Genomic DNA, 23,720 nt, shown 5'->3' on the forward strand with positions numbered 1-23,720 from the left:
TTATGCAAACATACTTTGATTCTCAGGCATGGCTTAAATTAAGTCATAGCCATGGTGTTAATTTATCGCTTAAAGAGCTGATGTATTATAAAGCAAAAGCGCAACTGCTTGAGCTCGCACCTAAAGTTAGAATAAAAAATACCTTAGCGGGGCAATATCTAGCGCCGCATAAAGGCCGTGGCATGGAGTTTGCCGAAGTGCGCCATTACCAACACGGTGATGACATACGCTCTATTGATTGGCGGGTCACGGCTCGTACCGGTGAAACCCACACCAAACTTTTTCAAGAAGAAAAAGAACGCCCGGTATTTGTATTTACTGACTTTTCAAACTCCATGTTATTTGGCTCTCAATTATTATTAAAGTCGGTGCAAGCTGCACATATTAGTGCCTTGGTTGCGTGGTCTGCTTGCCAACGTGGCGATAGAATTGGCGGTGTTGTGTTTAATCAGCACTCGCATTTAGAGCTTAAACCTAGTGCCCGTGAAAAGGCCGTGTTAAAGCTGTGTCATAATTTATGCGACGCCCATCAGCAGGCACTTGAAAATATTGATAAACCTGCCAGTAATAACTTTAGTGACAACCTTAAGCGTTTAAATCACTTAGCTAAACCCGGTAGTTTGGTTTATATCGTATCCGATTTTAACGCCTTAGATGACGCCAGCTTTAAACAACTCGAATTACTTGCGCGGCACTGTGAGTTAATAGGCTGCCATATTAGCGACCCCTTCGAGCATAAGTTACCTGCTTTCCAACAAGCGGTTACGGTAAGTGCTAATAATCAGCAGTTTGCCCTCCCTTTGATGGATAACAGTTTTAGAGAACGATTTGCCAAAAATGCCGAGCAAGCATTTAGCGCGCGTATTAATCGTTTAACAAAATCTGGGCTTAACCTATTATCATTCGATGCAGCCACTGCGCTGGAACTGCAATTAGTGAGAAGATAAATCATGCAAACCTCTCCACTTGATGGCCTTCACGATATTATTGCTCCCTCTCACGTTGACTGGTGGCCATTAGCCCCTGCTTGGTGGGTAGTTATTAGCATTGCACTGTGCTTAGTGTGTGGCTTAATTATAATTATGTACAAAAACTATCAATTTAAAAAACCAAAACGTAATGCGATTAAATTAGCTAATCAACAACAATCAGCGCAGCAATTGCATATTATTTTAAAGCGTTTAGTGATCACCTATTACGATCCACGCTTAGCAGCGCAATCCACAGCTAACTGGTGTAAAACCCTAAGTCAACTTGCTGCAATTGGTTTTAATGAAGATGAAATTTCAAGCCTATATAGCACAGCACAAACACCACCGGCACTCAGTGATAAGTTTCGCCAAGCTATTAAACAATTTAAGCTAAAGGAGCCACTGCATGTTTGAATTTAGCTGGCCATGGCTGTTTTTATTACTGCCGCTTCCTTTAACGTTACTGCTATTAAAACCCGCAGCAAGTAATGCAACGACACGTTTACGCATCCCAAGTTTTGCATCGCATAATTTAAATAATCAACATGTAGAGCCCAGTGCACGTAAGTTAAACACTCTTGAATGGTTGCTATGGGCATTATTAGTAACAGCATCGGCTAACCCTACTTGGTTAGATGAGCCTATATCGCTGCCTAATGAAGGTCGCGACATTATGCTCGCTGTGGATTTATCGGGATCAATGACAGAACAAGACATGGCTTATAATGGCCAATATGTTGACCGTTTAACTATGGTTAAAGCAGTGCTTAGCGATTTTATAGAGCAGCGTCAAGGCGACAGACTTGGGTTAATATTGTTTGGTGATACCGCGTTTTTGCAAACACCTCTCACCCGTGATGTAAAAACCGTCAGCAAAATGCTTACTGAAGCACAAATAGGTTTAGTAGGACGTGCCACGGCTATTGGTGACGCTTTAGGTTTATCGGTTAAACGCTTTGCTAGTAAAAAAGAAAGTAATCGCATTGTGGTGTTACTAACAGATGGACAAAACACCGCAGGAAACCTTGACCCCGAAGATGCCCTATTACTGGCTCGTGAAGAAGGCATAAAAGTGTACACCATCGGAGTCGGCTCTGATAACCCACGTGGTTTTAGTTTATTTAATATGGGCTCTGGAGGAAGTAATTTAGATGAGAGCTTACTGAAAAATATTGCCGAGCAAACCGGAGGTCTGTACTTTAGAGCCAAAGATGTCGCTGGGCTGCAACAAATCTATGCAGAGCTTGATAAACTCGAGCCAATTAGTGCCGATGAGCAAACCTTTCGCCCGCAAACAGCCTTGTTTTATTATCCGTTATTACTGGCCATTCTGTTAATAAGTGCAATGGCATTTTTAAAAACAGTACGTGCATTGAAGGAGCCAAGCTAATGGATTTTGAGTTTATTCGCCCCGCTATTTTATGGCTGCTACTCCCTGCGCTAGGGCTGTTTTTTATTGCCATGCTTAAAGAGAAAAAAGCCCAATCGGCGCCACTTATTGCGCCACATTTAGCACAATTTGTTATGAGTGAATCAAATAATCAGGCTCGTCAGCCGCTGTGGCTAGTTGCGTTATTTTGCAGTTTAGCCATTGTATTTAGTGCAGGCCCAAGTTTTGAGGAAAAACAAGTCCCTGTATTTCAAAGCAAAAGTGCCCGCGTTATTGTAATGGATATGTCGTACTCTATGTATAGCACCGACATTGCTCCTAATAGATTAATGCAATCTCGCTTTAAAGCCCTCGATATGATTGAGTTATTTAAAGAAGGTGATACTGCATTAGTAGCCTACGCAGGCACTGCCTATACCATTTCTCCACTGACCAATGATGCAACCACCCTCGCCAACCTTATTCCTAGCTTAAGCCCTGAAATTATGCCTGATAAAGGCTCAAACGTGCTGGCAGGTTTAGACATGGCACAAGAGCTGCTCACTCAAGCAGGCTACCTAGATGGTGATATTATTTTGATCACCGATGGTATTGAACAACAACAGCAAAGCGATATAAGTGGTTTTACTAACAGTAGCCAGTATCGACTAAATATTTACGGTATTGGCACTGAGCAAGGTGCACCAATAAAGTTACCTGAAGGCGGATTTTTAAAAGATAGTTACGGCCAAATTGTAGTGCCCACACTCAATGGTTCTTTACTTAAAGGACTAGCAAAAAATAGTGGCGGCCAGTACGCTAATTATCAACCAAGCAATAGTGATATTGCCATTTTTTCACCGCAAGCAAACAGTGAAATACTAAAAAGTGAAAAACCCAATTTAGCCTTGTGGCGAATCGATGCTGGCATTTATGGCTTGCTTATTTTACTGCCCTTAGCTCTATACTTATTTAGACGCTCTGCGTTTATTGGTGCGGTGCTATTGCTAAGCTTTATACCTCAGCAAAATGCTCATGCAGTAGAGTTACCAACACTATTTAAAAATACCGATCAGCGTGCATTAGAAGCTTACAACAACCAAGAGTATCAACAAGCAGCGCAAGCGAAGTCCAGCGCTCTCAAAGGCGCTGCATTGTATCAGCAAGGTCAGTTTGAAAGCGCTCTGAACGAATTTAGTCAAGATAAATCAGCCACTGGTTATTACAATTACGGTAATACACTGGCTAAAGCCGGACAATTAGAGGCTGCTATAAAGGCTTACAAACAAGCGCAATCACTACAGTCTGATTTTACCCAAGCAGCCGATAACCAAGCGTTAGTTGAGCAGTTACTTAAGCAACAGCAAGACCAGGAAAACCAACAAGGAAATGATTCGCAAAATCAAGATGAGCAAAGTCAAGATGGTGCAGATAAATCAAAACAAGATCAGCAAAAAAATGGCGATAAAAATAACGCAGATAAAAGCGAAGATGACAGCCAAAACAGTGAAGAGCAGCAATCGAGTGAACCCTCGGAGCAATCAAAAGATCAACAAAGCCAATCTGGCGAGCAGTCAGATGAGCAAAATCAGCCTGACATGCAAGCTCAATCACAAAACCAGCAAGACGAGAACAAAGACGACGATAGTAAGCCTCAGCAAGACGAGCAACAGAGTCAACCCAATCAAATGAATGAGCAACCGCCATCTGATGAGCAAAAGCAGCAAGCACAACAACAAGCTATGCAGGCGCAGGCGGCTGAACTTACTAATGAAGAAAAAGAGAAAGCACAGCAACTAAATCAGTTACTAAGAAAAGTGCCCGACGATCCCGCTATTTTATTAAGAAACAAAATGCAATTAGAAGCCCAAAAAAGACAATATCAACGCCGTCCAACAGGAGTAGAAAAATCATGGTAATGCGATTATTGTGCTGTTTATTGCTATTAACTGCCATGCCATTAATGGCCGCCACTTCATTAGAGGCAAGCGTTGATAAAAACCCGGTACTGGCGGGTGAGTTTTTTATGCTCAATATTAGCGTTGATGATTCAATCAAAGGGCAACAACCCGATACTTCAGCGCTGTTAAAGGATTTCGTAGTCGGCCCTATGAGCTTAAGTAGCCGCACCAACATTATTAACGGCAGCATTAAAAAACAAACATCGTGGTCTGTTAAGTTAATGACTCGCAAAGCCGGCGAATACACAATTCCTTCTTTTAGTGTTGCAGGGCTCAGCTCTCAACCGATAAACTTGTCGGTTAAAGAGCGAAGCAGCGATGCGGGCAAAAATGATGATATATTTTTAAAAAGCTCGCTTACAAATAACAGCCTATTTGTGCAAGAGGCTGGCGTTTACACCATTAAACTTTACTTAGCTAAAGAGCTACTTGATGGCAGCTTAAGCACACCAAGCATGGAAGATGCTCAACTCACCCAGCTAGGTAAGCAAAGTGAAGATTATGAACTGGTTAACGGTAAACGTTATTTAGTGATCACTCGTAATTATTTAATTCAGCCGCAAAAAAGTGGTGCATACACCATTGAAGCACCGGTTTTTCAAGGGCGTGTTCAACAAAACTATCGCCAACTAGAGGTGTCGGCACTTGGCGATGAACAACAGATTGAAATCAAACCCATCCCTGAGAATTATCAAGGTGATTGGTTACCCAGTGAATTAGTAAGTCTAACCGAGCAATGGCAACCAGACGATAATACCGTTGAAGCCGGCACGCCAATAACACGCACTATTATGCTTACCGCCTTAGGGGTGACTAAAGAGCAACTACCCGAAATTGATATGCCTACTATTGATGGTATTCGCAGCTACCCGGATGAAAAAGAAACTAATAATGCAGTGCGCGATGGTCGAGTGGTATCACAGCAAAGCGCCTCATTTGCGCTACTTCCACAAACCCCAGGCACCTATACATTGCCTGAAATTACCCTGCCTTGGTATAACACCAAAATGAACCGAATTAGTTACGCAACTTTACCAGAGCGCACAATTACGGTAACACCAAGCACCACAGCACCAGCAAACTCGCTGAGCCCTCCCGTTGAAAGTAATTTAAACAACACGGATGCAGAGCCAACGCAGCAAGCGCTCAGCGTGCAACGCCATACTAGTACGCCTCTATGGCTTATTATTGTAGCCGTATTAGGTTACGTATTATGGATTGTGACCCTGGTTCTTTACTTTATAAAACGCTCAGCTAAAGAAGCGCAACAAACGGCGCAAGCAAATCATAGAGGCAATCAGCAAGCAGAATTAAAAACACTGCAAATACTTGCTAAAAGCCGTGATAATAAAGCATTTTACGATGCACTTAATCTATACGCGCTAACTCGAACAGATAAAAAGGTAGGAGCTCTCACCCATTTATGCGCTCTGATAAACAACTCGCAGTTCACTGCGCAGGTAAATAATTTACAAGCACAGTTGTACGGTAACCAATCGGCCGGCACTGATTTAGAAGCGATTGTTAGTTTATTAAAAAAACATCAATCGCACACAGCTAAGTCATCATCTGCGTTAAAAGAGCTATATTCTTAATAAGAATCTTAGTTACTTTTTTGGCCTATAATAATTTTAATTAAAAAGTACTTATGTTTGGAAATAAAAAATCGAATGATCGGGTCTTAATAAATATGGCTGAAAAACAACAACGCTACGAAGCCTTGGTTCATGTTTATCACAAGGAACTCTATCGCTTTGCTTACTGGTTATGTAACGACCCGACTATTGCGGATGACTTAGTGCAAGAAACCTTTTTACGTGCATGGCGCTCGCTTGATTCGTTACTCGACCAAAAAGCAGCTAAGCCATGGTTGCTGACCATTTTAAGGCGTGAGAATGCCAGACGCTTTGAGCGCAAGCAATTTGATTACAGTGATGTAGATAACGACACACTAGTGGATCAAACCAGCCATAGCTTAGATACAGCAATGGAACAAACCGTTATCCAGCGACAAATTTCTTTATTGGCTGATGAATACAAAGAGCCGCTGTTGCTACAGGTGGTAATGGGCTGCACCGGAGATGAAATTGCAGACATTCTTAACTTAAATAAAAATACGGTCATGACACGTTTATTTCGAGCAAAAAATCAACTTAAAGAGGCATTAAGCCGTGATGATGAACAACTTAAAGGAGCATCAAAATAATGGATGAACTTGAGTTTCGTCGCCGCACAATTGCGCAGCCAAATGAGCTGGACAAAGAGCTACAGGAATTTGCAAACAGCAGTGCCGACAGACAACAATTTTTGAATGAAAGCAAAGCATTCGATAAACAACTCGACAATGCGCTTGAAATCCCTGTGCCTGACAATCTTGCTGAACGAATTATTTTAAATACCTCGTTAAAAGAAAAAGCCAGAACAGATGAACTTGAGCAAAAGGATAACGTGGTTAGTGCACGCTCATGGTTTAAGTTTGACCGAGTACATTTGGCCTTAGCGGCTTCATTTGTGATTGCAGTCAGTGCGTTTATGTTTAGCGAAGAGCAAAGCATTAATCAAACGGCTGGTGAGCATGCACTAGCTCATGTTTACCATGAAATTTATGCATTAAATAAGACTCAACCAATTAGCATACAAGCTGTTAATGAAAAGCTGGCTTTACTTGGCGGTCAAATTAGTGATTTGCCTGGTAAAGTCACTTACGTTACCTTTTGCGATTTTCAAGGTGAGAGAGGCTTACATTTAGTGTTTGAGTCTGACTTTGGGCCTATGACCGTGTTTATTGTGCCAAGCGATAACCAAATTTTTGAAATTGGCTCTGATGATTTTAATGACTCTCGCTATGCTGGCCATATAAATCGTGGCAAACAGGCCGATACCGTGCTAATTGCAAGCCTTGGCTCACCAGTTGATATGTATAATGAACGTATTTCAGGTGCTATTCGCTGGCTTTAAGCCATTATAGAAACAATAAAAAACCGCAACGAGTGTGCGGTTTTTTTATTATTTAAAAGCCAAAGCTTCTTACTGATTACTTACAAACATCAGCAACTGCGTTAGCAAAGTAGTTGATATTTGCTTGGCTAATACCTGCTACGTTAACACGGCTAGAACCGACAATGTAAATACCGTATTCTTTTTGTAGGCGCTCGATTTGCTCTTTATTAATACCTAAGAAAGAGAACATACCGTGTTGGCGGTCAATAAACGAGAAGTCCTGAGCAATATCTTTTGCTGCCAGGCTGTCTTTAATTAAACTACGTAAACCATTAATACGGTTACGCATTTCATCAAGTTCACTGTGCCATAGCTGCGTTAATTCTGTGCTGCTTAAAATAGTGTTTACAATGTCTGCACCGTGCGCTGGCGGCATAGAATAAATGCTACGTACCACACTTAATAACACCGAGTTTGAAATATCAGCTGTTGCACTGTCTTTTGCAATGATTGAACAGGCACCAATACGCTCACGGTATAAGCCGAAGTTTTTAGAACATGATGAACAAATGATCAACTCTTCAACCGCATTGGCTAAAATACGTAAACCATTCGCATCTTCTTCTAAAGAAGAGCCAAAACCTTGATATGCAATATCAATTAATGGCGTAAAACCCACATCTTTTGCAAGTTCAGCAATAGTATTCCATTGTGTTTCGTTTAAATCCATACCACTTGGGTTGTGACAACATGCATGTAATAACACCACATCGCCCTTAGGCACCTGTGTTAGTGTTTCAACCATTTCATCAAACAATAAATCTTTGTTTTCGTAATCGTAGTATGGGTATTCTTTTACCGTTAAGCCTGCAGCTTCAAATAAGCTAATGTGGTTTGCCCACGTTGGGTTGGTTACCCATACAGTTGCATCTGGATTACAACGTACAATGAATTCTGCAGCAACACGAAGTGCACCAGTACCGCCAGGAGCTTGTGCTGTGCGTACGCGGTTAGCTAATAATGCAGGGTGTTCACCTAGTAGAAGATTTTCCATTTGTTGACAGTAATCTAAATTACCAGCAAGACCAATGTAAGATTTGCTCATTTCATTTTCTAAACGAAATGCTTCTGCTTTTTTTACTGACTTTAATACTGGGGTATTCCCCTGCTCGTCTTTATATACACCAACCCCTAAGTCAATCTTATTTGGGTTAGTATCTTGCTTGTAGGCCGCCATAAGGCCAAGAATAGGGTCTGTTGGTAATGGTTTTAATACTGAGAACATTGGCTATCTCTTCGTTATTTAGGGGTTAGCTGTTGCGATAAGCTTAACATAAAAACTCACTAGATTGACTAGTGTTATTTACACTAAAAAGTGAGGAATTTTAATGCAGCACGCAATTAATAACGCGAGCGTCGCTTTATCAAAAAAATCAGTGCTGAAGGCTTCACCATCAACAATACCTATACACTGATGTTGTGCATTAAATAGCGGTAAACAGGCTTCTGCTTTTACTTTCGGATCACAGGTGTAATATTCACCGCCTGCTGCCAAATATTGCTCAACGTTATTAATAACGCGCCCTTTACCACTAAGCGCTACTTGAACGTTATTGCTGGCAGTCGCAAATTCAGCAGTAAGCGGAAATAAAGGACGACTCGGCGCACCAAAATAAGCCAGCTTTAATAACTGCTCCCCTTCATTGGTGTGGGTATTCTGATAAATGCCGTACCAATCAAGCTTTGTGTTTTCAATGACGTAGTCAACAATCAATTGAAGTTGCGCTAATTTTTCAGTTGTTTGCGTACTTTGGCTGACATAATCGCTTAGTTTAAACGGCTCATCCTGTAGGTAACCAAATAAACTACATGCCCCACCTTCACCTAGCTCAGGAATTTGATATTCCCAACGCACGGCTGGTGCAGCATTTTTATTTAGGTATTGCTCAAGCTTTTCTAGCTCAGCGTGAATTAACTGTGGCTCAACATTAAGTTGAGCATACTCTAAGTAAGAATTAACCATTTGGACGTCCATACATCTATAATGCCGAAATAGTAGCATGGATGTTTTTATAGTGCTAGCCAATTTAAAGTGCTTTTTTAAAATCTTTAAACACTTTTATTCATAGATATAATTGCGGTATTTAAACTGGTTGCTTTATCTTTGGGGGCATTAAAAGGTGTTCAGCTTAGGTGCAAAAATTACGCCTTTGCTTCACAAATTTGTTATTATTTGCCGCATTATTATATTCAATCTTAAGTAGGTTAATTATGAGTGATAGTCACTTAGTGTATTCAACAGCAACAGGGCGAATTGATCAGCCAAAGCCAGAAAAAGAACTGGATGTAAAACTATTTAAAGACGGGTCAATTCGCATAGAACGTCAAACCAAAGGCCGAAAAGGTAAAGGTGTAATGCTGGTTGTTGGTCTTGATCCACAACAGCATGATTTGAAAAAGTTAGCAAAAACAATAAAAAGTAAGATGGGCCAAGGGGGCGCAGTAAAAGAAGGTGTTATTGAAGTACAAGGTGATGATCGCGACAAATTAAAAGCGATTTTAGAAGGATTAAAATTTAAAGTAAAAATTGCGGGTGGTTAACCCGCAATTCTTGCTTATTTAATAATTTTTAGCGCTGCTAATTGATCAAATAATGCGGGAATATCATCCTCAGCCACTGGCTTACTAAAATAATAGCCTTGAACAATAAAACAATTATTGTTTTGTAAAAACTCAACTTGCTCGATTGTTTCGACCCCTTCGGCAACTACATCAAGCTTCAGCTTTTGTGCCATAGCAATAATGGCCGCAGTGATCTCCATGTCGTTATCATCCTCAGGTATATCTTTGACAAACGAGCGATCAATTTTAAGAATATCGACAGGGAAACGCTTAAGGTAACTAAGTGAAGAATAACCCGTACCAAAATCATCAATAGAAATTGAGATACCCAACTTTTTAAGTTGATGTAACTGCTCAATAGCCGCTTCAACATTCCCCATCAGCATGCTTTCGGTTAATTCAAGATGCAGACTTTTAGCATTAATCTGCGTCTCTATAATTATTTTTTTCAGCATAGGCACTAAGCTTGCGTCTTTAAACTGTCTTGCTGACAGATTGATCGACATATTACTTGCTCTACCTTGTTGTTCTAGTCGCTTCGTAAACTCACACGCTTGTTGTAGCACCCATTTACCGAGCTCCACAATTAAACCCGTTGCCTCAGCTATCGGAATAAACTTAGTCGGAGGAATAAACCCTTGCGTAGGATGGAACCAACGAAGTAATGCTTCATACCCCACCACGCTATTATCGCGACAATCAACTTGTGGCTGGTAATGTAACGTGAGTTGCTTTTCTTTAATCGCATGACGCAACTCATTTTCTAGGAATAATCGTTCATTAGCTGCTGCATTTAAATCTTGGCTATAAAAATGGAAGGTATTACGCCCTTTGGCTTTTGCTTCATACATAGCTAAATCGGCATGCTTTAATAACTGATCTTCTTCTAGGCTATCAAAAGGCGCTAAGGTAATACCAATACTTGCACTAACAATCACTTCATTGCTGCCAAGTTTTATCGGCTGATTTAAGGTTTTTTGTATAGTGTCAGCGACTTCAGATGCTTCTTTTTGATGTTCAATACCACTAAGTAGAACAGCAAATTCATCCCCGCCTAAACGGGCTATGGTATCTTCCGCTCGTAAGCGCTGTTTTAAGCGTGTTGCCACTTCAACCAATAGCTGATCGCCCGCATCATGGCCTAAGGTATCGTTAATACGCTTAAACTCATCCAGATCAAAATAAAATAAAGCAAACGAGTAACGCCCTCTTTCAGCAAGCGCCATCGACTTTCTAAGTTGCATTCTAAAGAATGTACGATTAGCCAGCCCAGTTAGTGTGTCAAAATAAGCGAGCTGTTCCATTTTTCGCTGACTTTCTTTCACAAACGAAATATCTTGTGCTGATGCCACGTAACTAGTGATTTTACCACCATCTTCTCGAATAGGTGACACACTGAGCGATACCCATATTGGCGGCTTATTTAGCGCTTCTATAAGTGTATCTCCTCGCCAGTAATTACGATTACGCAAATCAATGTCAATATCCTCTACCAACATGGTCATCTCATTGGCAATAATTGTCAGTAATGGCTGGCGCAAGAAATCATTCTCGACAAAATCAGTCATCTCCAACATTTTTGGATTAACGTATTCAATGACAAAATTTTCATCGGTGATCACCACGCCCGTACCCGAGAACGCAACCGCTTTAGATAAGCGGTTTGCTGCTTTCTCCGCGATTTCTTTCTCTATTATACGCTGATTTAAGCCATCAATGAGTTTACGTATTTCAATGGTCATGTCTTTGAATGAGCCATTAAGCGTGCCAATTTCATCTTTGTTTTCTTTTGGAAACTCAATTTCTAGATGACCTTTACCGAAGTTAGTAACTGCATAAACCAACGAATGTAAGCGTCTTAATACCAATTGGTAAAGTGCTTGGTGTAATAGTAAAGCAACTAAAATGGCATACAGAATAAATAAACCAAAAAACTTAAGTTTTAAATCTTTCAATGCCGATAACGTTGAGGAACGTTTTTGATATACACCCACATACCAGTTTACGCCTTCCACTTTGTGAATATTGATAATATAGTCTTCATCATTTAGTGAAAATGAATCGGCATATTCTGGTAACTGTATTTGTCCAGCGCTATCAATTACGCGCTTTAGTTCTGGGGAAATAAAGTCTTCTGGTAGCAGCTTTTTACCTGTCTCACCGTATTTTATATAACTATCAGAACCTAAGTTTGGGTGCGCTAATAATTGCCCTTGCTCATCAAATACTACAAGGTGTTTTTCTTTTCCGCCTACGGGTAATTGCGATATTAAGGAGTCGAGTGACATATCGCTGCCTGTAACGCCTAAAAACTCATCATCGTTATAAATAGGGACAATTAAACTCACAACCCATTTGTTCCATACGTTATCGTAGTAAACCCTAGACCACTGCGGATCACGTTGTGGATTGGTTAACGACTTAGCGTAATTAAAGCTTTCACTTTGATTAAACGTATAATCTCCGGGAGCATTAAGTGCCCAGTTTGGTGGTGCAACACGAATAAAGTTATCTTCAGTTATAAGGTAAAAATTATAGAAATCTTGAATTAACGTAGGTGAAATAACTTTCCAAAGCGATTCAGAATCAGCAATTAGCTGTTTATAAAAAGGAGAGTATGCAGCTTGGGGAATAAACGCGGCTGATAGTCCATCCGCTGATGCACTGCGCACTGAGCCATCATTGGTGAGCTGCATTGTCTGTGTAGTATTATTTTTAAAAGACAGTTGGCCCTCAAATAGCTGCTCGCTAACAACAATATTAGCTTGCTCTGCTATTTTAACTTTGGTCGCTATCAAGTTGTTAAACTGGTTTATTAATAATTCATTTGATTGCTTTAATACCTCATGCTCTTCAAAAACAAGCTGTTTTTCTTCTGACTTGAGCATTAATGCAGCCGCGCAAATACCTGCCACTAAACAGATGCCAGAGATCAACAATGATAACTTTACACTGAGTGAGTTTATGCCAAATCGAGATGGAGGGCGTCGATACACAAAAAGCCAACCTTATTTATAATTATTATTTTCGTAAGTAATAGAAATATACCAGAACTTAAATCAGAATTATAAATTATTTATAAACTTTTAAAAAACAACGCCTTTTGTACATATATTAGGTAAAAAATCCACATCAGGTAAGTGCTTGTTGACATTGGGAGTGACACTTCATACATTAAGGGTATGAATATAAATTACTCACACACTTTTTTTTCTTTTTTTAGCTTCTTTATATAGAAGAGGCTTCCCTGTTTGTGAGATAAAATCAATCGAATAGTAAAGCCTCCCAACTGGGAGGCTTTTTTATTTTCACTGCAAAATCAGTGATATTTTTGGAATGAGGAAAACCAAATGAGCAACGATGTACTTGATACTCTCAGGCACGATATAAATGAAATCGACTCCGATTTACTTGTTTTACTAGCAAAGCGACGCCGCATTAGTCATGGCGTAGTTGAATATAAAATTGCAAATAATAAACCCATTCGTGATGAGGCCCGTGAACTGGCTTTGCTCGAAAAACTTATTGGCTATGGCAAATCGTTAGGGCTTGACGCTTACTACGTTAACAACGTGTTTCAAACGATATTAGAAGACTCCGTATTGCATCAACAAGCCATGCTTCAAAAGAATTTAAACCCTGACGCACTCAGTGAAACCCATCGCGTAACGTATTTAGGCGGTCAAGGCTCTTATAGTCAGCTTGCATGTCATAAATATTTTAGCCGTCGCCCGGGTAAATTAGTTGAAATTGGTTGTACCTCATTTGAAGAAATCACTGGTAAAGTAGAAAAAGGTCAAGCCGACTTTGGCTTACTGCCTATCGAAAACACTAGCTCAGGTAGTATTAATGAAGTATTTGATTTGCTGCAGCATGCACAAGTCTCTATTGTCGGTGAAGTTACTCATAGCGTTGAGCATTGCTTATTAGCAGCTCCAGGAACTGAGATAAGCCAATTAACTAAGGTATTTGCGCACCCACAACCCTTTGCCCAGTGTAGTCGTTTTTTACAGGGTCTTGGTGAACTTCAACATGAAACCTGTGATTCGACCTCAAGTGCATTAAAGTCAGCTCTTGACACACCAAACAGTGCAGCTATCGGCTCAGCGCAAGCTGGTAAAAATGTAGGCCTTGAAGTGATCAAGGCGAATCTTGCCAATCAAAAAGAAAATCATAGCCGCTTCATTGTTGTTGCACGAAAACCACTGCAAGTATCAACTCAAATACCTACTAAAACCAGTTTAATTATGTCAACCAAACAACAAGCCGGATCGCTTGCCGATGCGTTAATGATTTTTAAACAGCATAATATTAATTTAGTGAAACTAGAGTCTCGGCCCACTCCTGGCAATCCGTGGGAAGAAGTGTTTTATGTAGACTTGGAGGCTAACTTAATCGATAACCAAGTGAAGCATGCATTAGAAGAGCTTAAACAGCACACTCAATATGTTCGTGTACTTGGTTGTTATCAAAGTGAGTCTTTACAAGCTGTTAGTGTTGAAAACTAATCGAATATTAAAAGGGCCTAGCGGCCCTTTTCTTTTCACGGAGCTATTCTTTTTAATCGAGTACTTTCGCATCATTCGCTTTATTTAATAAACTACGGCTTTGGGTTAAAAAATGCGCCGTTGAATCTGAGAAGTAAGACTTTGCATCTGCAAAAGCATCAATTAATGCGGGCTTATCTCCTGCTTTTAGCTTTTCAAGCGTCTCTGAAAACAGCGACTGATACTGCGCTAATAAGCTTTCGACATTGTCAAATTGCGCTAACATAATATCGGTGTATAGCTCTGGCGATTGCGCAAATAAACGGCCAACCATCATTAGCTCTAATTGATAAATAGGTGATGAGCAACTTCTTAACTCGGCAAGTGTATGCCCCTGTTTTGCTAAAAACTGACCGTACACAAAGGTGGTTAAATGGCGCATAACCTGAATAATTTGCATTGCTTCATCATGCTTTTTAGCATCTAGCTCAACTAACTGACAACCCCATATTTGTAGCTGCTTTAATAACCCTTGCGCCACCCCATGACTGCGCCCTTCGCATACCACCACAGTTTGTTTCACCCAATGAGAAATATCAGGGCCAAACATGGGATGTAAGCCAACAACAGGCCCGCTATGTACTTTTTTAAGTACCGTTAATGGGGCTTGTTTAACTGATGTAATATCAACCAGCAAACAATCATCATCAAGTTTCGGTAGTGCATTAACAACTGTTTCAAGGGCATTTATTGGTACACTGATCATCACCAGTTTTGCACCTTTTAGAATATCGACTGCCTGCGATTGCTGCGCTTTATCTAAAATTTTGACTTCGTATCCCGAGCGCTGAAATTGTTTTGCAAATAACTGCCCCATGGCCCCTTCACCGCCAACAATAACAATTGGCGATAATCGTGGATCGGCACAGGCTAATTTGGCTTGTTGATTTTGATAAGCTTCACGCATCATGCGTCTGAGAATGTCTTCAACTAAATCAGGATTCACACCTTGATTAATAGCCTCTTGGCGTCGCGCAGCTAATAAATTGGCTTCTCTATCGGGTGCATGTAATGGCGCGCCAGTTTGTTGTTTTATTGCGCCTATTTGTTGAGTAATGCCATTGCGTTTTGCAAGTAAGGCAACCAGTTGCGCATCGCATTCATCTATGTCTGTTCTTAGCTGCGCTAAATCACTTATCTCTGCCACGTTCTCATTCCATCCCAAAAAAGCAAAATCGTAAATTAATAATTACAAAAAAGTAAACTAATCAATACGATAAATACTAACAGGATACGTTGGGGGTTAAAAGGCAAATTATGGAAAAGATCGCCACCTGTCTATCAACTAAGACCAAGGTGGAGTGGAGTGGAGTGGAGTGGAGTGGGGTAAGGCAGTAAGTAACCTGAACACGAGATAATAAATCTATCTCAAGCAGCTATTTCAGCGCTAACTACATTGAATTGAGTTGCAATAGGCTAGCTTGAGTTAAGTAGGGGAATATTAAAAGTGGCTAAAAGCCACTTTTAACAAATAATCAGCACGCGATTAAAAGGACTAGTATTCTAATGCCATAGCCGCAAGCGACATAACACTGTCGAATGATTCTGCACCAGCGATAAATAAGCCATTGTGACAAAACATAGCATCATCGATACCGGTTACCGCTTGAAATTCTTCATCTGATAATCCTGCCCATGGTGAAGGTAATGACTTTCTGTCTTCAAAAGAGCCTAATTCTGCAGGCACCGTTTGCACTATCCACTTGCCAGAATGAGATGGGTAGACAACAAATAATGCCTCATCAGATAAACTATGTACGGTTTTTTTCCACGGAGTATAGCGCTCTAACACGATTAATCGAGGATCATCAGCTTGTTTTATTGCTTGAGCAACAATCTTTTTAGCATTTAAACCACCTCGGGCAGAAGCTACAAAACGAATCAGTAAAGTGTGTGCAAATTCAACCGCTTGATCAAAAGCAGTATCAAAATCACTTTCCTCTTCCCATGTTGGGTTAAACATAGAAATTGTTTGGCTTAAGCTAATGCCTGTAGCAACCCCTTCAACATGACCACAATCAATGGCATCAATAGTTGATACAAGCCCTGCATCCACCGCATTCGCCACATCTTGGTTATCATCACATATTGCTAAGCCATATTTTTTCCACACCAAGCCAAATGACGAAAAAGGAATACCATTTTCACGAGCGCCAGCACCGCCACGCTGATGATGATCAAATCGGTCAGTTTGTGGGTCATATTGACCGCCAACATCAATAACCACATCGGCGTCATTAATAATCGCATTATCGCGTGTGCGGATCAGGGTAAAAGAAGGGAAAATAATTTTAAGCGCAGCGATACTAAAAACATCATCTGCGTGAAAATTGCCGTTGTGTGTAACTATCGTTTTATCATTCATTTTTGTACATCATTTTTTGCAAGAAGTAAGAAGATATTGTGATTTGAAGATGTGTATTGGTTTTTAAATATAGCGCTAAAAAATCGCAATAGCATTAAAACCAAAACGGGTTGCAACCCAAAGGTTGCAACCCGTTTTTTTGCGTTGATAAACAGCGCGTATTAGTTAAGTTTTTCTCTAATACGTGCAGATTTACCAGAACGCTCACGTAGATAGTAAAGCTTAGCACGACGAACTGCACCGCGACGCTTAACTGTTACGCTATCGATAAGAGGGCTATGCGTTTGGAATACACGCTCAACACCTTCACCGTTCGAGATTTTACGAACTGTGAATGCTGAGTGAAGACCACGATTACGCTTAGCGATTACAACACCTTCAAAGGCCTGTAGACGCTCTTTAGCACCTTCTTTTACTTTTACCTGTACAACCACTGTATCACCAGGGCCAAATGCAGGTACGTCTGTTTTAAGCTGCTCTTCTTCAAGCGCTTTAATAATATTTTGGTTTACTTTTGCCATTATGTTTCTCACTTTCCTAGGTGTAACTGTCTTCTAGCCACAAGCTTTTTGGTACTCTTGCTGAAATTCTGCGAGTAATACCGCTTGCTCCTCAGTCAGAGCTAGGTTATGCAACAAGTCAGGACGTCGTAACCAAGTTCTACCTAATGACTGCTTAAGCCGCCATTTTGCTATCGCTTGGTGATTACCACTGAGTAATACAGCAGGAACCTGTTTGTCGTCCAATGTTTCTGGTCGTGTATAGTGAGGACAATCTAGCAAGCCATCCGAAAATGAGTCTTGCTCTGCTGATTGATTGTGTCCTAACACGCCTGGCACTAATCGCGCTACTGCATCAATTAGTGTCATGGCTGGTAGTTCACCACCACTCAAAATAAAATCACCAATTGACCATTCTTCGTCAACGTATGACTCTATTATTCTCTCATCTACACCTTCATATCGACCGGCAATCAAAATCAGTTTTTCAGAGTTAGCTAATTCGCTAGCTCCTTGCTGATCAAGTTTGCGCCCTTGTGGGGACATATAAATTACTTTAGCACCATCGCCTGCCGCTTTTTTAGCATCAAGGATGGCTTTTTCTAATGGTTTAACCATCATTAACATACCGGGTCCGCCCCCGTAAGGACGATCATCTACGGTTCTATGCTTGTCTAAAGCGTAGTCTCGTGGGTTCCAGCAGTTAAAATCGATTAATCCATTTTTTACTGCGCGACCAGTAACCCCTTGTTGGGTAATTGCGTCAAACATGTCCGGGAAAAGGCTTATCACCCCAACCCATAATGAACTAGTTTGAGTCATTAAAACCCAGGATCCCAGTCTACGGTAATTTCTTTCACGTCGTATTTAACCTCTTTTATAACTGAGTCAGTTAAAAAAGGAATTAAACGCTCCGATTGACCAAATGCATCTTTACTGTTTGCTTTAACAACCAGTACGTCATTTGAGCCTGTCTCCATCAAGTCATCAACAATGCCAAGATTATAACCTTTATCAGTCATAACCGACATGCCAATGAGATCTCGCCAATAAAACTCACCTTGCGGGAGTTCTGGTAATTGCGTTGCATCCATTGAGATTTCTGCATGGGTATAAGCCATTGCTTCGTCTCTGTCGTTTACTTGCGCAAATTTAGCGATAAAGCCTTTGTTGTGGCGACGCCAGTCGACCACTTCTAAGGACTGCCATTTACCTTGTTGCCCTATCAACCACGGGCTGAAATCGAAGATCCCTGCGGGATCATCAGTAAATGAATGTACCTTAAGCCAGCCCTTTATACCATAAGGGGCGCCGAGCTTTCCTACGACAATTATTGATGAGGTGTTCTCTTGACTCATGGTTACACTTACGCCTATTAAGCCGCTTTACGAGCGTCTTTAACTAATTTAGCTACACGATCTGAAAGACCTGCGCCCTGACCTACCCAGTGATCTACACGAGATAAATCTAAGCGAAGTTTTTCTTCCTGACCCGAAGCGATTGGGTTAAAGAAACCAACTTTCTCGATGAAGCGACCGTCACGCGAGAAACGGCTATCCGCAACCACAATTTGATAGAAAGGGCGTTTTTTAGCGCCACCACGTTGCAAACGAATAGTTACCATACCGTCCTCTAAATAGATTGACTGTTTTCATTAATAAGATTTACTCCCCAGTATGGGGAGCCGGTGAATTGTACGAGTTTTTAGCAACAATGCAAGTAAGAAGTGATGCAAAAAGGCAGTTTAGTAGATTAAACCGTGATCCAAGAAGAAAAAGTATGTGAACAAGCTATTCTGTGCATAGTTTATTCAACAATAAAGAGGCACTTTGCCTCTTTATTGATTACTTTTTATCTCGTATTGGAGATGTTAAAGCTTAAATTCTTAAAATTTCGGGCCACCGCCACCCATCATTCCCGGTGGTAACATCCCTTTCATGCCACGCATCATTTTTTGCATGCCACCTTTACCTTTCATTTTTTTCATCATTTTTTGCATTTGGGTAAACTGCTTAAGCAGCTTATTGATCTCTTGTACTTGAGTACCCGACCCAGCTGCAATGCGCTTTTTACGCGAACCTTTAATGATTTCAGGGCGTGCACGCTCTTTTTTCGTCATAGAGCTAATAATCGCTTCCATTTGAATAAAGGTTTTATCACCCATTTGGCCTTTTACTGCATCTGGGATGTTTTGCATGCCTGGCAGTTTATCAAGCATCGACATCATGCCGCCCATATTTTTCATTTGCTTTAATTGATCAGCAAAATCATCCAGTGTAAAACCATCACCTTTAAATACTTTTTTCGCTACTTTTTCTGCCTGCTCTTTATCTACTTTCATCTCGACTTCTTCGATTAATGAAAGTACATCACCCATACCTAAAATACGTGAGGCGATACGATCAGGGTGGAAAGGTTCAAGTGCATCAGTACGCTCACCAACACCCATAAACTTAATAGGTTTCCCGGTAATATGACGAATAGATAACGCAGCACCACCACGGGCATCACCGTCTGTTTTAGTTAAAATCACACCGGTAAGCGGTAGAGCTTCATCAAATGCTTTTGCAGTGTTTGCAGCATCTTGACCTGTCATTGCATCAACAACGAATAAAGTCTCGATTGGGTTAATTGCACCATGAAGCGCTTTGATTTCATCCATCATGTCATTATCAACATGCAAGCGACCTGCAGTATCGACTAATACCACATCAATAAATTTCTTTTTCGCGTGAGAAATAGCAGCTTGTGCTATATCAACTGGCTTCTGTGAAATGTCACTTGGGAAAAACTCTACATCTACTTCTGTCGCTAATGTTTCTAACTGCTTAATTGCCGCAGGACGGTAAACATCGGCACTCACTACCAGCACAGATTTTTTCTTGCGCTCTTTTAAAAACTTAGCCAGTTTACCCACACTGGTTGTTTTACCAGCACCTTGAAGACCCGCCATCATCACAACAGCCGGAGGTTGCGCGTTAAGGCTTAGCTCTTCATTAGCTTCACCCATGGCCTTTTCAAGTTCTTCACGAACAATTTTTATAAATACTTGGCCAGGACTTAAGCTTTTAGTAACTTCAATACCCACTGCGCGTTCTTTAACTTGTTTTACAAACTCGCGAACAACAGGCAACGCCACATCGGCTTCTAAAAATGCCATTCGCACTTCACGAAGTGTATCTTTAATGTTGTCTTCAGTTAGGCGGCCACGGCCACTAATATTTTTTAGGGTTTTACCTAATCGTTCTTGGAGGTTCTCAAACATGTAACGGTTCCGAAAAGACGTTGAAATCAACTCTATTAATAAGGTCGATGTTATTAAAATTCAATTAGAAATAGTATACCGTAAATGGTGGCATACAATACAGTGCTGAAATGCTGCTTATTGAGTTTCTTTTTACAGGGTCTATGCATTTGCTTTGCTATAAAATACAATGGCCACATAACGAACACGAATTATTTGACTTCAATTAAGTGGCCAAAGCAAAATGCTGATTATTAGTTTAACTATTATTGCCAGTTTATTTTATGTGTTAGCAACGTCTCACGTGCTTTCGCGGTTGTTTCATCATCAGGGCCCGAGCCAAAAAGTTACTATTATACTCAGTACTGTCGCTATTTTGGCGCACATGCTGCTTTTAGTAAATTCGGTATTTAGAGCTGATGGACAAGATTTAAGCATTGTTAATGTGGCATTGCTGACTTGCTGGATTATCGTGCTGTGTGTTACTACCGTTTCTTTGAAGTTTCCCGCGACCTTGCTACTACCTGTAGTTTATGGTTTTGCTGCGCTATTAACAATTTCTAGCTTATTTATCCCTCATCATGTTCTATTACAAAGTATTAATGTAGAGCTGGCGCTAGTTGCGCATATATCACTGTCATTATTAGCCTACTGCATTTTAATTATTGCAACTTTGTATGGCGTACAGTTTTACTTTATTGATAAGCGCTTAAAACGAAAAGACCTAGCGATAGTTCACAGTCACTTACCGCCGCTAATGGTAGTAGAGCGCCAACTTTACCAGTTATTAAACTTAGGCACCGTATTATTAAGTGTGGCGCTTATTACCGGATTTGTATTTCTAGATGGCATGTTTGCCAAAGAGTTTATTCACAAAACAATCCTATCCTTAGTTGCTTGGGCCATTTTCACTACAATTGCGGTTGGCCATGTAAAACGTGGTTGGCGAGGAAAAGTAGTGGTAGTAAGTATAATGATCGCTGCTTTTACACTCACACTCGCTTATTTTGGTAGCCGTTTTATACAAGAAGTGGTCCTGAATAAGTTTTAACTTGACTCTGAAAGCTCACTCTAGCTTAATACGCATTGGTTTATAAAAAAAGGATCCATCGTTGGACGACATATCGACAAGTACCCTGTTTATCATATTAGGTTTATTGGTGCTTTTTTCTGCTTACTTCTCCGGGTCAGAAACCGGAATCATGTCAATCAACCGTATTCGTTTGCGACACCTCGCTAAAGAGAACCATCGTGCTGCGAAACGCGTTAGTAAATTACTGAGTCGACCAGATAGGTTGATAGGTCTGATACTCATTGGTAATAACCTGGTTAATATTGCTGCAGCTCAGGTAGCTACCATTATTGGTATACGCTTGTATGGCGATTTAGGTATTGCGATAGCGACAGGTGCATTAACACTTGTTGTACTAATTTTCGCTGAAGTAACGCCAAAAACACTGGCTGCCCTCTATCCTGAGCGAGTCGCTTTTCCCAGCTCTGTGATACTCAAAGGTTTGTTAAAAATACTCTTCCCGTTTGTGGTTGTTGTTAACTGGATGACCAACGGCATATTACGCTTATTTGGTATTAGTGCTGCACAAATAGATGAGCACAGCATGAGTAAAGAAGAATTAAAAACCGTGCTTAATGAATCAGGGGCTTTGATCCCGGCGCGCCACCAAAGTATGCTGACCTCAATTTTAGATTTAGAACAGGTTACCGTTGAAGATATTATGATACCCCGCAATGAAATTGTGGCGATTGATATCAACGATGACTGGAAAATAATTAGTAAACAGCTGACTCATGCTCAACATACTCGCGTACTTTTATATCGCGACAATATAGATGATGCAGTGGGATTTATTCACTCTCGTGATGCATTGCGTCTTCTTACTAAAGAGCAATTCGATAAACCTTCGCTACTGCGCGCTGTACGTGAAATTTACTTTATTCCTGAGGGAACGTCGCTTAACACCCAACTACTGAAGTTCCAATTATCAAAAGAACGAATTGGTATTGTTGTTGATGAATATGGCGATATCCAAGGCTTAGTTACTCTAGAAGATATTCTTGAAGAGGTTGTGGGCGATTTCACCACTACTCAAACTCGTACACCGAGTGAAGAAGTAACCACACAAAATGATGGCTCTTATATTGTTGATGGTGGTGCTAACGTACGCGACTTAAATAAAGAAATGGGTTGGGAATTCCCATTAGATGGCCCTAAAACGCTAAGTGGCCTCATTGTTGAGTACTTAGAAGACATCCCTGATGCTAACTTAAGCATTCGTATTGCAGGTTATCCGGTTGAGGTACTTGAAGTCAAAGAAAACATGATTAAACAAGTTAAAATTCAGCCCAATAAACGTAAAAAATAAACCAACAAAAAAGGAGCCAAATGGCTCCTTTTTTATTAATCTGGGTTTAGATTAGTTAAAAGAATAAACGCTCTAACCAACCTTTGTCTAAATCATCCTCACAGCGTCTCAGCTGTGCTCCATAACGGCTTGCACGATGTTTTACTTTATTGGCAACGCTCATTAACCACTTTTTCTTACGATAAGTGCCTCGCTTATAACCGCCCCACCCTTCGTGATAATTTAAATACTGTGCGTAAGCATCCCATTTAGAAACACCATTAACTTTGTGAGTTTTATAAACAAACCACGCCATAAAATCGATCGCATCTTCAAATTCATCTCTATCAGCACCACTATTACCTGTTTCACGAATATAATCAGACCAAGTTGGCGTTTTAGCTTGAGAATAACCATAGGCATCACTTGCGCGGCCGGTTGGAATTATCCATAAAAAGTATTCCATGGGTGGCGCGGCATCATGACGAAAAGAACTTTCTTGGTACATCATACTCATTAATACGTGTTTGGGAGAGCCCCACTTGTCTTGCGCGTCTTTAGCATCAAAATACCAGTCAGATTTCTCTTCAAAGATTTTACAAATATCTTCGGGTTGCTTAGGTGGCGCAGTGGCACACCCCGCTAAAGTAAGCATTAGAGATAAAGTAATAATATTTTTTTTCATTTTTTAAGATCTCACTGAACTTTTTAAAAAAGCGTGGGTCTGAATCTATGAATGCAGCAGTACAGCATTGTTTCATCCCTAAAGAATATTTACGCAGCTACTATGAGCTGCGTTTTTTTTGCCTACGACTTACTTGGGTCTGTTGACCTTTCAAGG

The 23,720-nt window shown here is 40.6% G+C and carries 22 protein-coding genes and 1 other annotated feature; of the genes, 11 read left to right on the forward strand and 11 right to left on the reverse strand.

What is annotated here, in order from left to right; all coding sequences use genetic code 11:
* The first annotated feature begins 2 nt into the window (after positions 1 to 2).
* The 7 genes from CWB76_RS06365 to CWB76_RS06395 are packed head-to-tail and all read left to right on the forward strand — an operon-like array spanning position 3 to position 7,259.
* Positions 3 to 947 (forward strand): DUF58 domain-containing protein, encoded by a 945-nt coding sequence (locus CWB76_RS06365; RefSeq protein ID WP_138606267.1) that lies wholly within the window; start codon positions 3 to 5, stop codon positions 945 to 947.
* A 3-nt stretch (positions 948 to 950) separates the two neighbouring features.
* Positions 951 to 1,385: a DUF4381 domain-containing protein gene (locus CWB76_RS06370; RefSeq protein WP_010391338.1), complete on the forward strand. Its 435-nt coding sequence runs from the start codon at positions 951 to 953 to the stop codon at positions 1,383 to 1,385.
* Positions 1,378 to 2,361, forward strand: coding sequence for a vWA domain-containing protein (locus CWB76_RS06375; protein ID WP_055011727.1), 984 nt, complete (start codon positions 1,378 to 1,380; stop codon positions 2,359 to 2,361). The genes CWB76_RS06370 and CWB76_RS06375 overlap by 8 nt, the downstream gene beginning before the upstream one ends.
* On the forward strand, positions 2,361 to 4,259 hold the full coding sequence (locus tag CWB76_RS06380) for a VWA domain-containing protein (protein WP_138606269.1): 1,899 nt from the start codon (positions 2,361 to 2,363) through the stop codon (positions 4,257 to 4,259). Before CWB76_RS06375 ends, CWB76_RS06380 begins: the two co-directional genes overlap by 1 nt.
* Positions 4,253 to 5,896 carry a BatD family protein gene (locus tag CWB76_RS06385; RefSeq protein ID WP_138606271.1) on the forward strand — a complete coding sequence of 548 codons (1,644 nt, stop codon included), beginning with the start codon at positions 4,253 to 4,255 and terminating at the stop codon, positions 5,894 to 5,896. Before CWB76_RS06380 ends, CWB76_RS06385 begins: the two co-directional genes overlap by 7 nt.
* A gap of 53 nt (positions 5,897 to 5,949) precedes the next feature.
* Positions 5,950 to 6,507, forward strand: a complete 558-nt coding sequence (locus tag CWB76_RS06390; protein ID WP_036933611.1) for a sigma-70 family RNA polymerase sigma factor — start codon at positions 5,950 to 5,952, stop codon at positions 6,505 to 6,507.
* Positions 6,507 to 7,259 carry a DUF3379 family protein gene (locus tag CWB76_RS06395; RefSeq protein WP_138606273.1) on the forward strand — a complete coding sequence of 251 codons (753 nt, stop codon included), beginning with the start codon at positions 6,507 to 6,509 and terminating at the stop codon, positions 7,257 to 7,259. Before CWB76_RS06390 ends, CWB76_RS06395 begins: the two co-directional genes overlap by 1 nt.
* A gap of 76 nt (positions 7,260 to 7,335) precedes the next feature.
* Here the strand turns inward: CWB76_RS06395 and CWB76_RS06400 are convergent, their stop codons facing one another.
* Together CWB76_RS06400 and CWB76_RS06405 are read right to left on the reverse strand one after the other, a co-directional pair.
* A complete protein-coding gene (locus tag CWB76_RS06400; RefSeq protein ID WP_138606275.1) occupies positions 7,336 to 8,526 on the reverse strand; it encodes an amino acid aminotransferase in 1,191 nt (396 codons plus the stop codon).
* Between the two features lie 78 nt (positions 8,527 to 8,604).
* On the reverse strand, positions 8,605 to 9,264 hold the full coding sequence (locus tag CWB76_RS06405; protein WP_138606277.1) for a GAF domain-containing protein: 660 nt from the start codon (positions 9,262 to 9,264) through the stop codon (positions 8,605 to 8,607).
* Positions 9,265 to 9,512: 248 nt separating this feature from the next.
* Between CWB76_RS06405 and CWB76_RS06410 the strand changes: the two genes are divergently transcribed.
* On the forward strand, positions 9,513 to 9,842 hold the full coding sequence (locus CWB76_RS06410) for an SUI1 family translation initiation factor (RefSeq protein WP_008114484.1): 330 nt from the start codon (positions 9,513 to 9,515) through the stop codon (positions 9,840 to 9,842).
* A 14-nt stretch (positions 9,843 to 9,856) separates the two neighbouring features.
* Here CWB76_RS06410 and CWB76_RS06415 read toward each other — a convergent pair whose 3' ends face one another.
* On the reverse strand, positions 9,857 to 12,859 hold the full coding sequence (locus CWB76_RS06415) for a bifunctional diguanylate cyclase/phosphodiesterase (RefSeq protein WP_138606279.1): 3,003 nt from the start codon (positions 12,857 to 12,859) through the stop codon (positions 9,857 to 9,859).
* 195 nt (positions 12,860 to 13,054) lie between these two features.
* Positions 13,055 to 13,170: a sequence feature (Phe leader region), on the forward strand.
* A 43-nt stretch (positions 13,171 to 13,213) separates the two neighbouring features.
* Here CWB76_RS06415 and CWB76_RS06420 point away from each other — a divergent pair.
* Entirely contained in the window at positions 13,214 to 14,371 is a 1,158-nt protein-coding gene (locus tag CWB76_RS06420) for a chorismate mutase (RefSeq protein WP_138606281.1), read from the forward strand.
* Between the two features lie 52 nt (positions 14,372 to 14,423).
* On the opposite strand, the gene tyrA is transcribed toward CWB76_RS06420, so the two are convergent.
* The 7 genes from tyrA to ffh all read right to left on the reverse strand — a co-directional run bounded on the left by tyrA (position 14,424) and on the right by ffh (position 20,540).
* On the reverse strand, positions 14,424 to 15,557 hold the full coding sequence (gene tyrA / locus CWB76_RS06425; protein WP_138606282.1) for a bifunctional chorismate mutase/prephenate dehydrogenase: 1,134 nt from the start codon (positions 15,555 to 15,557) through the stop codon (positions 14,424 to 14,426).
* Between the two features lie 348 nt (positions 15,558 to 15,905).
* The gene (locus CWB76_RS06430) at positions 15,906 to 16,775 is read right to left on the reverse strand and encodes an MYG1 family protein (protein ID WP_138606284.1); all 870 of its coding nucleotides are present in this window, start codon (positions 16,773 to 16,775) and stop codon (positions 15,906 to 15,908) included.
* 161 nt (positions 16,776 to 16,936) lie between these two features.
* Positions 16,937 to 17,296, reverse strand: coding sequence for a 50S ribosomal protein L19 (gene rplS / locus CWB76_RS06435; protein WP_008132530.1), 360 nt, complete (start codon positions 17,294 to 17,296; stop codon positions 16,937 to 16,939).
* Positions 17,297 to 17,329: 33 nt separating this feature from the next.
* Complete coding sequence (gene trmD / locus CWB76_RS06440; protein WP_058551019.1) at positions 17,330 to 18,097, reverse strand: tRNA (guanosine(37)-N1)-methyltransferase TrmD; 768 nt, start codon at positions 18,095 to 18,097, stop codon at positions 17,330 to 17,332.
* The gene (rimM, locus tag CWB76_RS06445; RefSeq protein WP_058403461.1) at positions 18,097 to 18,633 is read right to left on the reverse strand and encodes a ribosome maturation factor RimM; all 537 of its coding nucleotides are present in this window, start codon (positions 18,631 to 18,633) and stop codon (positions 18,097 to 18,099) included. Before rimM ends, trmD begins: the two co-directional genes overlap by 1 nt.
* Positions 18,634 to 18,650: 17 nt before the next feature.
* Positions 18,651 to 18,899, reverse strand: coding sequence for a 30S ribosomal protein S16 (gene rpsP / locus CWB76_RS06450; RefSeq protein WP_006792801.1), 249 nt, complete (start codon positions 18,897 to 18,899; stop codon positions 18,651 to 18,653).
* Between the two features lie 261 nt (positions 18,900 to 19,160).
* The gene (ffh, locus tag CWB76_RS06455) at positions 19,161 to 20,540 is read right to left on the reverse strand and encodes a signal recognition particle protein (protein ID WP_010391303.1); all 1,380 of its coding nucleotides are present in this window, start codon (positions 20,538 to 20,540) and stop codon (positions 19,161 to 19,163) included.
* 223 nt (positions 20,541 to 20,763) lie between these two features.
* Here ffh and CWB76_RS06460 point away from each other — a divergent pair, with 223 nt between their 5' ends.
* Both CWB76_RS06460 and CWB76_RS06465 read left to right on the forward strand, forming a co-directional pair.
* Positions 20,764 to 21,570 (forward strand): cytochrome C assembly family protein, encoded by an 807-nt coding sequence (locus CWB76_RS06460; RefSeq protein ID WP_138606286.1) that lies wholly within the window; start codon positions 20,764 to 20,766, stop codon positions 21,568 to 21,570.
* A 61-nt stretch (positions 21,571 to 21,631) separates the two neighbouring features.
* A complete protein-coding gene (locus CWB76_RS06465; protein ID WP_013464491.1) occupies positions 21,632 to 22,900 on the forward strand; it encodes an HlyC/CorC family transporter in 1,269 nt (422 codons plus the stop codon).
* 55 nt (positions 22,901 to 22,955) lie between these two features.
* On the opposite strand, the gene CWB76_RS06470 is transcribed toward CWB76_RS06465, so the two are convergent.
* Positions 22,956 to 23,564 carry a transglycosylase SLT domain-containing protein gene (locus CWB76_RS06470; RefSeq protein ID WP_131690740.1) on the reverse strand — a complete coding sequence of 203 codons (609 nt, stop codon included), beginning with the start codon at positions 23,562 to 23,564 and terminating at the stop codon, positions 22,956 to 22,958.
* Positions 23,565 to 23,720: the final 156 nt, after the last annotated feature.

The sequence above is a fragment of the Pseudoalteromonas sp. S1609 genome, assembly GCF_005887255.1.
GTDB lineage: Bacteria > Pseudomonadota > Gammaproteobacteria > Enterobacterales > Alteromonadaceae > Pseudoalteromonas.

What these genes read in the sequence shown, in the direction of transcription:
- rplS (WP_008132530.1), bottom strand. Translation starts at nt 17,296, where the DNA reads ATGGCAAAAGTAAACCAAAATATTATTAAAGCGCTTGAAGAAGAGCAG.
- CWB76_RS06380 (WP_138606269.1), top strand. Translation starts at nt 2,361, where the DNA reads ATGGATTTTGAGTTTATTCGCCCCGCTATTTTATGGCTGCTACTCCCT.
- CWB76_RS06390 (WP_036933611.1), top strand. Translation starts at nt 5,950, where the DNA reads ATGTTTGGAAATAAAAAATCGAATGATCGGGTCTTAATAAATATGGCT.
- rimM (WP_058403461.1), bottom strand. Translation starts at nt 18,633, where the DNA reads ATGAGTCAAGAGAACACCTCATCAATAATTGTCGTAGGAAAGCTCGGC.
- CWB76_RS06375 (WP_055011727.1), top strand. Translation starts at nt 1,378, where the DNA reads ATGTTTGAATTTAGCTGGCCATGGCTGTTTTTATTACTGCCGCTTCCT.
- CWB76_RS06400 (WP_138606275.1), bottom strand. Translation starts at nt 8,526, where the DNA reads ATGTTCTCAGTATTAAAACCATTACCAACAGACCCTATTCTTGGCCTT.
- CWB76_RS06410 (WP_008114484.1), top strand. Translation starts at nt 9,513, where the DNA reads ATGAGTGATAGTCACTTAGTGTATTCAACAGCAACAGGGCGAATTGAT.
- CWB76_RS06460 (WP_138606286.1), top strand. Translation starts at nt 20,764, where the DNA reads ATGCTGATTATTAGTTTAACTATTATTGCCAGTTTATTTTATGTGTTA.
- CWB76_RS06420 (WP_138606281.1), top strand. Translation starts at nt 13,214, where the DNA reads ATGAGCAACGATGTACTTGATACTCTCAGGCACGATATAAATGAAATC.
- CWB76_RS06395 (WP_138606273.1), top strand. Translation starts at nt 6,507, where the DNA reads ATGGATGAACTTGAGTTTCGTCGCCGCACAATTGCGCAGCCAAATGAG.
- CWB76_RS06470 (WP_131690740.1), bottom strand. Translation starts at nt 23,564, where the DNA reads ATGAAAAAAAATATTATTACTTTATCTCTAATGCTTACTTTAGCGGGG.
- ffh (WP_010391303.1), bottom strand. Translation starts at nt 20,540, where the DNA reads ATGTTTGAGAACCTCCAAGAACGATTAGGTAAAACCCTAAAAAATATT.
- CWB76_RS06385 (WP_138606271.1), top strand. Translation starts at nt 4,253, where the DNA reads ATGGTAATGCGATTATTGTGCTGTTTATTGCTATTAACTGCCATGCCA.
- CWB76_RS06365 (WP_138606267.1), top strand. Translation starts at nt 3, where the DNA reads ATGCAAACATACTTTGATTCTCAGGCATGGCTTAAATTAAGTCATAGC.
- trmD (WP_058551019.1), bottom strand. Translation starts at nt 18,097, where the DNA reads ATGACTCAAACTAGTTCATTATGGGTTGGGGTGATAAGCCTTTTCCCG.
- rpsP (WP_006792801.1), bottom strand. Translation starts at nt 18,899, where the DNA reads ATGGTAACTATTCGTTTGCAACGTGGTGGCGCTAAAAAACGCCCTTTC.
- CWB76_RS06430 (WP_138606284.1), bottom strand. Translation starts at nt 16,775, where the DNA reads ATGAATGATAAAACGATAGTTACACACAACGGCAATTTTCACGCAGAT.
- CWB76_RS06405 (WP_138606277.1), bottom strand. Translation starts at nt 9,264, where the DNA reads ATGGTTAATTCTTACTTAGAGTATGCTCAACTTAATGTTGAGCCACAG.
- CWB76_RS06370 (WP_010391338.1), top strand. Translation starts at nt 951, where the DNA reads ATGCAAACCTCTCCACTTGATGGCCTTCACGATATTATTGCTCCCTCT.